Source organism: Gemmatimonas sp. (genome assembly GCF_044345575.1).
Taxonomy (GTDB): Bacteria; Gemmatimonadota; Gemmatimonadetes; order Gemmatimonadales; family Gemmatimonadaceae; genus Gemmatimonas.
The window spans coordinates 1-12,341 of the sequence record NZ_JBIJAW010000073.1; the positions used below are offsets into that span (position 1 = coordinate 1).

Genomic DNA, 12,341 nt, shown 5'->3' on the forward strand with positions numbered 1-12,341 from the left:
TCCGTCGGGAGTTCACCCCCCACGTCCACCGTGTCATCGGTGGCCGGGGTGACAATCACCTGCGAACCGATCACGCGTGTGAGGCCAGCATTGGCCACGCGCAGGTCGTTTTCGGCCGTGAGCACCGCGAGTTGCGCATTGCCCAGCTGAATGGCGGAGCGGAGCGAGTCGGACTTGGTCGCCACGCCCGCCACGAAGCGGGCCGTGGATGCCTTCAGCTGCTGCTCGGCCTGCTCGAGTTGCGCGCGCGCTGCGGCGGCGGATTCCCGTGCGGCCAGCGCCGCGTAGAACTGCTGCTTGGTCTGTAGCGCCGCCTCGAAGCGCGCTTGCACGATGGCGGCATCGGCGGCGTCGGCCACCGCCCGGGTGCGCGACAGCTCGTTCCAACGCTGATTGCCGTCGAACAGCTGGAGTGTGGCCGCGAGGCCGTTGTTGTAGTTCCACGGGTCACCGCGCAGCGGCACGAGCGCACCCTGGAAGAACTGCACACCCTGCGTGCGCGCGCTGCCGGCGTTGAGCGTGAGATTGGGCATGTATGCCGCAACGGCGCTGCGCCCCGCGGCGGCCGCGTTGCGCTCGAGTCCGCGGGCCGCGACGGCCGCCGGCGCATTCCGCTGCGCCTGCTCGATGGCTTCACGCAACCGAATGGGGCGCTCGGCATCGTCACGCGACGGCGTCTGCGCCCCGGAAGCCAACGGGGCGGCCATGACGACCGCCCCCATCAGCACGAACAACGGATGCATACCCTTCACCGGATTCTTCACGGGCCTTCCTGAATGGACCACGTGCAGCGCACGTGAGGGATCACTGGGAGATCACTGCGAGATCACTTGGGCGCGTTGCGCGCCTTGTTGGCGCTGTCAGCCAGACGCTGGTTGCGCTCGATGAGCTTGCGGAACGTCTCCTTCTGCTCCTCCGAGAGCACCGCCATCATGCGCACACGCGCGCTGTCGCGCACCGAATCGAGCGCCGGCCGCACGACGGCCATGATCTCGCGGTTGCGGGCCCGGCGCCAATCCCACGCCGAGTCCATCACGACCTTCTGTTCCTCGGAGAGCCGCAGCTCGCGCGCCAGCTCTTCGCGCACCGACTTCTCGTCGTTGAGCAGCACGACGGGCTTGGCCACGGCACGTTCCGCGGCAAAGCCCACGGCTCCTCCGGTCAGGAAAGCGCCGAGCATGAACATCATCGCGAGCGACTTGGGGCGGGGCGTGGAATTCACAGCAGACCGGCTCAGGGGTCGAGCGGATTGAGGTAGCGCTCCGGCGCATCCGCCGGCAGGTGACGACGGCCGCCGGTGAGCGTGGTACCATCGATGGGGAGGGGCATGGCCGTTTCCACGGCAGCACGGGCCGCGAGCTCACGCGCCTTGGCACTGGCGGCCTGTCCACGCACGAAGGCGGCGCCCGCCGCCACAAGGGCGATGGTGGCCGCCACCGACGCGACCGCGCGCCAGTCGCGACCACGCAGCTCGGCGAACCCGCTCCACCACGACGGCCGAAGCTCGCGCACCACGCCGCTGGTTGCCACGGCGAGACGCTGCATGATCGACTGCTCCAACCCATCCCAATACTTGTCTCCGGCGGGCGCCGCGTAGTGCGCCGACAGAGCCGCGGTCACCTGAGGATCCGCGCCTGGTGAGCGTTCGCTGCTCCGCCCGTCGCCGTTCCGTGTGACGATCATGATTCACTCCGAAGGTTGCTCAGTTGGCGCCGCAGGTGCGCCCGAGCATGATGCAGGTCCGACCGGGCCGTACCCTCGGGAATTCCGAGAAGGACGCCGATCTCCGCGTGCTTGTATCCCTCGACGTCGTGCAGCACGATCACCGCGCGCTGCCGTTCGCCGAGCGTGTCGAGCGCGCGCGTCAGTCGCGCACGCAGTTCATCCGATTCCGCCGGGTCCTTGTGCGGACTCGACAGGGTTTCCGGTAATTCATCCGCATCGCGCACCTTGCGACGGCGGGCAATGTCCAACGCGGCATTGGCCACGATGCGATGCAGCCACGCCCCGAACGCCTGCTCAGGACGGAACCGTTCGAGCGCCCGGAACGCGTGCAGGAAGCCCTCCTGCACCGCATCCTCGGCATCGTCATGTGACAGGACGATTGCCCGAGCCACCGCGTAAGCGCGCCGCTGATGACGGCGCACCAGTCCCGCGAACGCGGTGCTGTCGCCGGCCTGTGCGGCCAGCACCAGTTCGCGCTCTTCCAGCGCTTCGGGCGACAGCACCCGCTCAGGACCCATGCGTTGGGTCCCCTCGGTGGCGATCGCGTAGGGAGTCGGAAGAGGAATGGCAGTCACGTGGTCGGGACGGTTCACCCGAATTACGCATCGCCGGAAATCGCCGTTGAAGCCGAGGCCGGCTGCGCCGGGGGAAGAGGCACCCCGACCAGTCCCAGCGCCTCGGCGTTTTCCTGCATCGCGGCCAATACCACCCCGATATGCTCATCGAGCGCCACACCGAGCGCCTCGGCGCCCTGCACGATGTCGTCCCGGTTCACGCCCCGGGCGAAGGCCTTGTCCTTCATCTTTTTGCGCACGCCGGCCACGTCCACGTCGCGCACCGCCTTGCTGGGCTTCACCAGCGCGCACGCCGTGATGAGCCCGGTGAGCTCGTCCACGGCGAACAGGGCCTTGGCCATGAGCGTCTCGCGCGCTACGCCCGTGTAGTGGGCATGCCCCAGCACGGCCTGCAGGATCTCTTCCGGCCACCCCAACCCGCGCAGATACCGCACGCCCTCGGCGGGGTGCTCCGCCTCGGCCGCCTGCGCGTCGTTGGGAAAGCGCTCGTAGTCGAAATCGTGGATGAGCCCGGCCACCGCCCACGCCTCTTCGTCCTGCCCCAGTCGCCGTGCGTACGCGCGCATGGCGGTCTCCACGGACAGCATGTGCTTGCGCAGCGACTCGGACTGGGTCCAGTCGCAGACGAGGGCGAAGGCTTCGGCGCGGGTGGGCATGGGGGGATTCTGGCGAGGGGGAGGGGATCTGGGTAGGGGCGGCGGGAGGGGAGGGTACTACGCGCGATCGACTACGCGTTGGCGGGGACGCGTTGGCAACTACGCGTTGGCACTTACGCGTTGGAGAAAACGCGGGCGACAACGCAGTTACCTACGCAGGCAACTACGCGGGGCGGCTTGCTGCGCTCGCCGCCCGCCGACGCGATGCGGCTTGCTGCGCTCGCCGCCCGCCGACGCGATGCGGCTTGCTGCGCTCGCCGCCCGCCGACGCGATGCGGCTTGCTGCGCTCGCCGCCCGCCGACGCGATGCGGCTTGCTGCGCTCGCCGCGCTCCGAATCGGGGCGGCTTGCTACGCTCGCCGCCCGCCGACGCAAGGTGCCTCGCCCTCCATAGGGGAGCGTTGAAATGATCTTGTGCGGTGGATTTCGATGACACGTCTCCGGCTTACAGATGCAATGCTGGGGCATGCCGAAACGATCCTTTCACCGCGCACGAGCTGCGGCGCGGGCGCTCTCTTACTCGGTTCATGGCGCCGCCGACGAACTCATCGCGCGGCGCTCGCCGGGGCTTCGCAGCCAGCTGCTGCGCGCCGTCGCCTCCGTGCCGGCCAACATTGCAGAGGCCGAGCAGCAGACCAGTGACGCGCAGGCGCTCAACTTCCTGCGCATCGCCCTCGGGTCCGCCAACGAAGTCGGCGCCCACCTCGAAACCGCCGCGGATGCCGGAGCCCTGTCTCCCAAGGTCTACACCGCCTGCCAAGGAACGCGGCAGGTGGTGAAAGTCATGCTCCAACGCCTGATCGAGCGCCTAGAGGAACAAGCCCGCCGCCCCTGACCGCCCTTGGCGCCCCCACACGCACGTCCCCGCACGCCCCCCGGGCGGCCAGCGCAGCGAGCCGCCCCACGTAGTTGCCCGCGTAGTTGCCCGCGCCTCTACGCGTCGTTTCCAACGCGTTCGTTCCAACGCGTACGTGCCAACGCGTAGTCGCCAACGCGTCCCCGATCGCGCGTAGTCCCCTGCGCAGTAACGCGACCACAAACGCCAAGCGCAACGCCCCTCAGTGATCGAGCTTGACCGGCACCGATCTCCCCGTTCTCCACAACAGCAGCAGCGGCAGCGCGCTCACCAGGAGTACGCCCGAAATCAGGTAGATCTTGGAGAACGCCATCACGCTCGCCTGCGCGAAGATCTGCCGGTCGAGCACCGTGAGCGCCATCGTCTTGGCACTCGATGCATCGAACCCGCGCGCCTGGAGTCCGCGCGCGAGCCCGCCGACGCGTTCGAGTGTGGTGGGGTCGTAGGTGCCGGCGTGCTCGGTGAGCAGCGCCTTGTGCACCTTGGTCTGGTGCGAGAGCATCGTTGCCATGATGGCGATGCCGAGCGAGCCGCCGAGCTGACGCATGAGGTTGAACAGCCCCGTGCCCTGTCCGAGCTTCTGCATCGGTAGTCCGGCCATGCTGGCGCCGGTGAGCGGGACGAAGAGCAGCCCCAGTCCCACGCCGCGCAGAATCAGCGGCCAGAACATGTCGCTCTGCCCGGCGTCGAGGGTCATGGTGGACAGTGTGTACATCGACGCGAGGAAGAGCAGGGCGCCGATCACGATGAGCGGGCGCGCGTCGATCTTGACGGCCAGACGGCCCATCACGCCCATCGTGACGGCACTCGCGATGGCGCCGGGGAGAATCACCATGCCCGTCTGCTGCGCGGTGTAGCCATGCAGCGACTGCAGGAATACCGGCAGCACGAACACTGAGCCGTATAGCGCGAGTCCCAGGAACGCGGCGAACGCCACCCCAGGCGCGAGTTGTCGCGACTTGAGCACGCGGAAATCGATCACCGGTTCGTCCACCGTGAGCTCATGCCACACCAGCGCCACCGCCGACAGGGCGCTAACGACGGCGAGCATCGTCACGAAGCGCGACTCGAACCAGTCGTAGCGCTCGCCCCGCTCCAGCATCCACTGCAGCGACCCCACGGCGAGGGTGAGTAGCACGATCCCCAGCACATCCACCGACTTGGCGCGCACCTGATGCGCGGCGTCCTTCACGTACGTCCACACCATGATGCCGGCGATGATCCCCAACGGCACGTTGATGTAGAAAATCCACGGCCACGCGTAGGCATCGACAATGAAACCGCCGAGCGTAGGACCCATGGTGGGCCCCACCATCACGCCCACGCCGAAGATCGCCTGGCCAATCCCGCGCTCGTGCGGTGGGAAGCTCTCGAAGAGGGTCGTTTGCGCGGTACTGAGGAGCGCCCCGCCGCCCAGCCCCTGCAGCACGCGCCAGAACACCAATCCCCACAGCGTGGTCGCCGCGCCGCAGAAGAAGCTGGCCAGCACGAACAGCGCGATCGACCCCGTGAGATAGCGCTGCCGGCCGAAGTACGCCGACAGCCAGCTCGACATGGGGATCACGATCACGTTCGCGATGATGTAGCTGGTGCTCACCCACGCGATTTCGTCGAGCGTGGCGCCGAGCGTGCCCATCATGTGCGGAATGGCCACGTTCACGATGCTCGTGTCCACGAGCTCGAGCACGGCCGCCAGCGTTACGGCGATCGCGATGAGATAGCGGTTCTTGTAGGGATCCTCGGTCACGGCCTACTGCACGACGATGCTGGCGAGCACCGACATGCCCGGGCGCAGCGGACGATCCTTGCCGAGGTCCTTGGTGATGCGGATGCGCACCGGCACGCGCTGCACCACCTTGGTGAAGTTTCCCGTGGCGTTGTCGGGCGGCAGCAAGGCGAACTTGGCCCCGGTGGCCGATGCGATGCTCTCCACTTCGCCCTCCACCACCGCGCCTTCGTACGCGTCGACTTCCAGCTCCACCTTCTGCCCAGGGTGCACGCGCGCGAGCTGCGTTTCCTTGAGGTTGGCCGTGACGAACACCCCGGTGTCCGACACGATGCTCATGAGCGTCTGTCCCGGCTGCACGAGCTGCCCCACCTCCACCTGTTTGCGCGACACGATGCCGCCGATCGGCGCAGTGATGGTGGTATAGCCCAGCTGCAGCGCAGCATTGTCACGCGATGCCTGCGCCGCGGCCAGCCGCGCCTGCGCCAGCCGCACACCGGCCTGTGCGTTGGCGATACCACTCGTGGCCGCGTTCACGGTGCGTTCGGTGGCCGCCAGCTGTGCCTGCGCGGCATCGTACGCCGCCTGCGCCGCATCGAGCTGCGCGCGGCTGATGATCTGCTTGCCCGCCAGCTCCTTCGCACGCGTGAGATCACTCTGCGCCTTGGTGACCTGCGCGCGCGCCGCGACCACCTGCGCCTCCCCCACGTCACGCTGGCTCGACGCCGTGCGCACCATGGCGAGCGCCTGCCCCTCCACGCCGCCGCCACCAGCGGTGGCGCCCGCCGCTGCGAGATCGGCGTCGGCCTGCGCCAGCCTCACCGCATACTCCTTGTCATCGATGCGCACGAGCATCGCATTCGCCGCCACCGCCGCGTTCTCCGCGACGTTCACCGCCAGCACGTATCCCCCCACCTTCGCGACGATGGGAATGATGTGCCCCTCTACCTGCGCATTGTCGGTGGCTTCGTGCGTGCGGCCGTACGACCACGTGTTGAAGCCCCAAACGCCAACACCGACGAGGATGACGGCGGGGACGATAAGCCTAAAGTTCATGGTGGTGTCTCGGGTTTCGAATCGAATCAAACGGGAGCTACACGAACGGGAGCTTCACCCACGGGATACTGAACAACGAGGTGCATGCGTCGATGTCGCGCTTGGCTGTTCCCGTAGTTTCATATCCCGTTGCCCCAGCTCCCGTAACACCAGCTTCCGCCCACCGAGCTTCCGCCGTTCCGCTTTTTCAAAACGCTCACGGCAACCCCCTCACCGTTCCCGTCGCCCGCGCCAGCGCCACTCTCGCCGCCTGGTATGACGCCAGTGCGTCGTTGCGCAGCGTGCGCGCCTGATTCAGCGACAGCAGCGCGGTGATCACGTCGGCGTTGCCGGCCACACCGGCCCGGAAACGTTCCTGCGCCTGCGCCACTTCCTGCTCGGCGAGCGCGAGCCGTTCGCGCACGGCGTCCACCTGTTCGGCCGCTGACGACAGATCGAGCAACGCCGCGCGCACTTCGAGCGTGTTCTGCGCGCGCAGGTCCTTGAGTTTCGCCTCGGTTTCGCGCGCCACCGCCACCTGCTCCTCGAGACGCGATACGCGGCGGAAGCCGTCGAAGAGCCCCACCGAGAGCTGCACGCCCCACGTGTACGTGGGCAGCATGCGTTCGTAGTTGCGGCCGATCACCCCCTGCTCAACCAGCGCCGACAGCTGCGGCGTACGCTCCCACTTGATCGCCTTCGCCGCCTGCTGCTGCGCCTGCTCCTGCGCCTTGAGCGCCTTCACGTCGGCGCGGCCATCGAGCGCTGCCGTAAGCGCGTCCCGCTCGCTGGGGAGTGCGGTGAGCACCGGCAGCCCCGCGAGGGAGTCGGCCAGCTCCACCGATGCATCGGGGGCTACCCCCATCACGCGGCGCAACTCGAGCAGCGTGCGGTCGCGTTCACTGCGCGCGGCGATGATCTGCGCCCGCACCGCCGACAGCTGCGACTCCGCGCGCGTCACGTCGAGCGCGATCCCCACCCCGGCCTGCAACTGATCGCGCGCAATGCGCACGAGGTCGGCCGCCAGCGCACTGTCGGCGCGACGGGCGGCCAACTGCGCGTCCGCCCGCGCCGCGCGCACATAGGTGGCGGCCGCCATCGCAGCGGCGCCTTCCGCCTGCGCCTCCACTTCGAGCGAAGCCGCACCCACCGTGGCTTGTGAGGCCCGCCAGCCCTGGTACTTGCCCAGGTCGAGCAGTGGTGCCTGCAGCCGGTAGCGCAGGTCCAGCGTGGGCACCGGGCCGATGACCTCGCCATCGGGGCGGAGCAGCGCCTGGCCGGTCACCGGATTGGTGAACGAGAAGCCGAAGGTGGCCGAGTTGATGGTACGCTCGAACTGCTGCACGCCCGCGGCCAGATCGGGCATGAGGGCGCCGCGGCGTTGCATCGCTCGCGCCTCGGCCTGTGCCACCCGGGCGCGGGCCACGTCGACTACGCCGTTCTGCTTGGCCGCCAGTCGCGCCGCGTCGCCCATGGAGAGGCGCGTCTGCGCGCCGGCACCACGCGCCACGGCGAGCACACCCGCCAGTGCCACGGCACGCGCGAGCAGGGAAGTAGACATCGTCATGCGGCCACAGGCCTCAGGGCGTTCAGGTAGAAGTCCAGCATCTCGTCGAGCACGTGCTCGTCTGATCCCAGCGTCGGGTGCAATTCGCGGTTGTTCACCCAAGTGGCGTGCGAGAGCCAGAGCGCCGAGTACATGCGTGCGGCGACCAGCGGCTCGACCGCGCGGAACTCGCCGCGCTGGACTCCGCGGGCGATGATCCCCGACACCAGCCGCCGGCCGCGGGCGATCACCTCTTCGGCATAGAAGGCCATGAGGTCGGGGAACTGGCGGAGCTCCGCATTCACCAGATGGTGCAGCACCATCACCCGCTCCTGGCGCAGAAACGTCCACCACCCCGCGCCGAGCTGGCGCAGCAGGGCTTCGGCCGTGTCGTCGGGGCGCGCGTCGGCGCTGCGGGCTTCGGCGTCGGCGATCGCCTGGCCGATGGTGGTGCGCACCATCTCCCGGAAGAGCGCTTCCTTATTGGGGAAGTAGAGGTAGATGGTGCCCTTGGCCACGCCGGCGCGCTTGGCGATGTCGTCGAGGCGCGCGCCTGCGAGTCCGCGATTGCCGAATTCGTGGAAGGCGGCGTCGAGGATCTGGTGCGGTCGTGCCTCAGGATCCCGCCGGCGCGTGTGCGGTTCGTTACTGACTGGCTGGTCAGTCATATTCGTGAAATGAAGCACGTGCCGGCACGAAAGACAACAGGCCCGGCGAGTGCCGGGCCTGTTGTCTTTCGTTCTTTTTTCTGGAATCAGATACGGGTCGGTGCGTCCATCGTGATCACCGCGTGCTTTTCCGCCTTTTCGTGTCCTTCGAAGCGGGCGTTGGTCCACTGCACCACGCCGTACAGGATCGCGCCAAGGAGAATCGCCCCGCCGATGAGGCCCGTGAACGCGGCGCCCATGTCAGGATTCGTGTCGTGCTTGTGTCCGGCCATCGTAAGGTCCCAGGGGAGTGGGGTGGGAACGGCGCTGCTTACTCGGCGTCGGCCACCCGCACCGACACCATGTGATCATTCTGCGCGATGGACGGCAGGATCTCCAGTCCCTGCGTCACCTGACCAAACACCGTGTGCACCCCGTTGAGGTGGCGGGTGTTGGGCTCGCTCAGCACGATGAAGAACTGGCTGCCGCCCGTGTCCTTGCCGGCGTGCGCCATGGAGAGGGCGCCAACCTTGTGCTTGTGCGGGTTGCCCGCGGTTTCGCACTTGATGCGCCAGCCCGGGCCGCCCGTACCCACGGGACCCTTGGCGTCCTTCGTGTGCGGGCAGCCGCCCTGCACCACGAAGTCGGGGATCACGCGGTGGAACTTGATACCGTCATAGAAGCCGCTGTTGGCGAGCTTCTCGAAATTCTCAGCCGTGATCGGCGCCTCGCCGGGGAACAGTTCGGCGACGATGGTGCCCTTGTTCGTTTCGAAAGTGGCCAGTTTGGTCACGCAATCCTCGAAGTGTTGGGAACGGATAGACTGGATAATCTACTACGCTGTTGCGCCGGCTGGGGCAGGGGCGAGCTACTCCGCCACCCCGGCGCTCGGGCACACGTCGTGCACCACGCAGCGCCCGCACTCCGGCTTGCGCGCAAAGCAGGTGCGGCGGCCGTGCCAGATGAGCAGGTGGCTCAGCAGCGCCCAGTCCTGCTGCGGGAAGAGCGGCATCAGCTCCTTCTCGATGCCGATGGGGTCAGGTTCGCGCGTCAGCCCCAGCCGCCGCGACAGGCGCTGCACGTGCGTGTCCACCACGATGCCTTCGTTGATGTCGAAGGCGTTGCCAAGAATCACATTGGCTGTCTTGCGCCCCACGCCCGGCAGCGGCACCAGCTCGGCGATGGTGCGCGGCACTTCACCGCCGTGCCGATCCACCAGCTGGTTGGCCATCCCCACCAGACTCTTCGCCTTCGCGCGATAGAAGCCGGTGGTGCGCACGATCTCCTCCACCTCCTCCAGCTTCGCCACACTCAGCGCGTCAGCCGTGGGATACGCCTGGAACAGCGCGGGCGTCACCATGTTCACGCGCACGTCGGTGCACTGTGCCGACAGAATCGTGGCACACAACAGCTCGAACGCATTCGAATGATCGAGCTCGCAGTGCGCATCGGGGTACTCCGCCTTGAGACGCTCGAGTACCACGGCCGCGATCCGCTGCTTGTCGGCCTTCGTCTTCGGACTCTTCGCCACCGGCGCCGCCCGCTGACTGGGCTTGAGGCCGTACGTCTTGCTCGTCTTGCGCGCCTTGGGCGCAGCAGGCGCGTCGGCCGCCTTGTTGGGGGCCTTCTTCGCCGCCTTGGCCGGTTTCTTCACACTGAGCGGCTGACGGGGGCTGTTCGATCCACGGGCCATCGAGAGGTAGAGCTGAGGAAGGCGCGATCACGGGGAACGCGACCACACGGAGTTCGGCGAGGGGAACGCGATCACACGGAGATCACCGAGGGTGGTGAGCGCACGGAGAACTGCAAAAGCATCCAAAAAGAACCGCAAAAGAACAAGAATGATTCATGCCGTTCTCCGTGCCCTCACCCCCCTCGGTGATCTCGGTGTGGACGCGTCCCTCTCACCTCTCACCCAAGCCGTGGGCGCAAAGGATAGCACGTCGCTCGGTAGAGCTGAGGAAGGCGCGATCACGGGGAACGCGATCACACGGAGTTCGGCGAGGGGAACGCGATCACACGGAGATCACCGAGGGGGATGAGCCCATGGAGAACTGCAAAAGCATCAGAAAAGAACTGCAAGAGTAAAGAATGATTCAAGCAGTTCTCCGTGCCCTCACCATTCTCGGTGATCTCGGTGTGGACGCGTCCCTCTCACCTCTCACCCACGCCGCGCCCGCGCAAAGGCCAGCACTTCGTCAGCCGTGCGGGTGTTCAACACATGGCGAGGTTCGAGCCAACCTTTGCGCGCGATCGCCGCGCCAAGCTCGAGATTCTCGAATCCCTGCGGTGAGTGCGCGTCGGGGCCGATGCTTACCAGCGTGCCCTTCTCGGCGGCAATGCGGCACGCCTTCCAGTCGATGTCGAGACGGTGCGGGTCGGCGTTGAGTTCGATCGCCACGCCCACGCGCCCTGCCTTTTCGATGATCGCCTCCAGATCGATGGCGTACGGCTCACGCGTGAGCAGCAGCCGGCCGGTGGGATGGCCAAGGATCGTGAGGTGCGGATCGTCGAGCGCCTTGAGCACCCGATTCGTCATCTGCTCGGCGTTCATGCCGTAGCGCGTGTGCACACTGCCGATCACGAAGTCGAAGCGATCGAGAAAGGCTGCATCGTAATCCACGCGTCCGCACGGCAGAATGTCCGCCTCGATGCCCTTGAGCACGCGGAAGTCGGTCCCTTCAGCGGCGAACGTCGCATTGATCGCATCGATTTCCGCGTGCTGTTCGAGAATGCGATCACGCGACAGCCCGCCGGCGTACGTATTGGACTGCGAATGGTCGCTCACGCCGAGGTAGCGCAGCCCACGTGCCATGGCCGCGCGCGCCATCTGTTCGATGGTGGTAGCGCCGTCACTGTACTGCGAGTGGCAATGCAGGGCCCCGCGCAGGTCGGATTCCTGCACGCCCATCGGCAGGGCGCCGCGTGCAGCGGCTTCCACCTCGCCAAAGCCCTCCCGCTGTTCGGGCGCCACGTACGACAGCCCGAGCTGCGCGTAGAAGGCCGGCTCGTCGGCGATGGGCACGATGGTGCCGGTGCGGTCGCGCAGCTCGTCGAGCGCCATCGTGTAGCCCAGCGCGCCCGCGTGCGCGATGACCTGCTGCACATGCGTCGCGTTGCCAGTCGCGCGCCAGAGCGCGAGTGTGAACTGCTCCGGTCGCACGCAGGCGAGGTCCACGCGCACCCCGTTGTCGAGCCGCAGCGCCAACGTGCGTCCGCCACCGCCCACCACCTCCTGCGCGCCGCAATACTGCGCGAGCGACGCCGCTACGACACTCGGTGACCCGCGCACCGCGGCTACGATGTCCACGTCGCGTACGATCTCCGTGCGGCGCCGGATGGAACCGGCGATCTCGAGACGCAGCACGTCGGGATGCGACCGCATCACACTCGCCACGCGCTCCGCCTCGGCGCGCGCGTGCTGCCACAGCACATACGCCCCCGTGGCGCGCAGATCGACGAGCGCCTTGCGTACCTTCTCCGCCGTTTTTTCGCCGAACTTCGGGACATCGGCGAGACGGCCGTCGTTGGCTGCGAGCTCGAGCTCAAGCAACGACTCGATATGCAGATGTTCG

Annotated in this window: 14 protein-coding genes; 1 reads left to right on the forward strand and 13 read right to left on the reverse strand. The window is 67.4% G+C overall.

What is annotated here, in order from left to right; all coding sequences use genetic code 11:
* The 5 genes from ACIQ6O_RS06520 to ACIQ6O_RS06540 all read right to left on the reverse strand — a co-directional run.
* Positions 1-764: TolC family protein (locus tag ACIQ6O_RS06520; protein WP_396206971.1), on the reverse strand; the 764-nt coding region annotated here is incomplete at its 3' end.
* 62 nt (positions 765-826) lie between these two features.
* On the reverse strand, positions 827-1,222 hold the full coding sequence (locus tag ACIQ6O_RS06525; RefSeq protein WP_396206972.1) for a hypothetical protein: 396 nt from the start codon (positions 1,220-1,222) through the stop codon (positions 827-829).
* Positions 1,223-1,233: 11 nt separating this feature from the next.
* A complete protein-coding gene (locus ACIQ6O_RS06530; protein ID WP_396206973.1) occupies positions 1,234-1,683 on the reverse strand; it encodes a hypothetical protein in 450 nt (149 codons plus the stop codon).
* Positions 1,680-2,300, reverse strand: coding sequence for an RNA polymerase sigma factor (locus ACIQ6O_RS06535; protein ID WP_396206974.1), 621 nt, complete (start codon positions 2,298-2,300; stop codon positions 1,680-1,682). The genes ACIQ6O_RS06530 and ACIQ6O_RS06535 overlap by 4 nt, the downstream gene beginning before the upstream one ends.
* Positions 2,301-2,323: 23 nt before the next feature.
* Entirely contained in the window at positions 2,324-2,956 is a 633-nt protein-coding gene (locus tag ACIQ6O_RS06540; RefSeq protein WP_396206975.1) for an HD domain-containing protein, read from the reverse strand.
* Between the two features lie 466 nt (positions 2,957-3,422).
* Here ACIQ6O_RS06540 and ACIQ6O_RS06545 point away from each other — a divergent pair, with 466 nt between their 5' ends.
* On the forward strand, positions 3,423-3,791 hold the full coding sequence (locus tag ACIQ6O_RS06545) for a four helix bundle protein (RefSeq protein WP_396206976.1): 369 nt from the start codon (positions 3,423-3,425) through the stop codon (positions 3,789-3,791).
* Between the two features lie 223 nt (positions 3,792-4,014).
* Here ACIQ6O_RS06545 and ACIQ6O_RS06550 read toward each other — a convergent pair whose 3' ends face one another.
* The 8 genes from ACIQ6O_RS06550 to ACIQ6O_RS06585 form a co-directional block, all read right to left on the reverse strand.
* Positions 4,015-5,559, reverse strand: a complete 1,545-nt coding sequence (locus ACIQ6O_RS06550; RefSeq protein ID WP_396206977.1) for a DHA2 family efflux MFS transporter permease subunit — start codon at positions 5,557-5,559, stop codon at positions 4,015-4,017.
* A 3-nt stretch (positions 5,560-5,562) separates the two neighbouring features.
* Positions 5,563-6,594, reverse strand: coding sequence for an HlyD family secretion protein (locus tag ACIQ6O_RS06555; protein ID WP_396206978.1), 1,032 nt, complete (start codon positions 6,592-6,594; stop codon positions 5,563-5,565).
* A gap of 196 nt (positions 6,595-6,790) precedes the next feature.
* On the reverse strand, positions 6,791-8,140 hold the full coding sequence (locus ACIQ6O_RS06560) for a TolC family protein (protein WP_396206979.1): 1,350 nt from the start codon (positions 8,138-8,140) through the stop codon (positions 6,791-6,793).
* Positions 8,137-8,787, reverse strand: coding sequence for a TetR/AcrR family transcriptional regulator (locus ACIQ6O_RS06565; protein WP_396206980.1), 651 nt, complete (start codon positions 8,785-8,787; stop codon positions 8,137-8,139). The genes ACIQ6O_RS06560 and ACIQ6O_RS06565 overlap by 4 nt, the downstream gene beginning before the upstream one ends.
* Before the next feature lie 86 nt (positions 8,788-8,873).
* A complete protein-coding gene (locus ACIQ6O_RS06570; protein WP_396206981.1) occupies positions 8,874-9,059 on the reverse strand; it encodes a hypothetical protein in 186 nt (61 codons plus the stop codon).
* A gap of 38 nt (positions 9,060-9,097) precedes the next feature.
* Positions 9,098-9,559, reverse strand: a complete 462-nt coding sequence (locus ACIQ6O_RS06575; RefSeq protein WP_396206982.1) for a peptidylprolyl isomerase — start codon at positions 9,557-9,559, stop codon at positions 9,098-9,100.
* A gap of 75 nt (positions 9,560-9,634) precedes the next feature.
* Positions 9,635-10,459: an endonuclease III gene (gene nth, locus ACIQ6O_RS06580; RefSeq protein ID WP_396206983.1), complete on the reverse strand. Its 825-nt coding sequence runs from the start codon at positions 10,457-10,459 to the stop codon at positions 9,635-9,637.
* Positions 10,460-10,927: 468 nt separating this feature from the next.
* Positions 10,928-12,341, reverse strand: a 1,414-nt coding sequence (locus tag ACIQ6O_RS06585) for a PHP domain-containing protein (RefSeq protein WP_396206984.1), incomplete at its 5' end; no start/stop codon positions are given.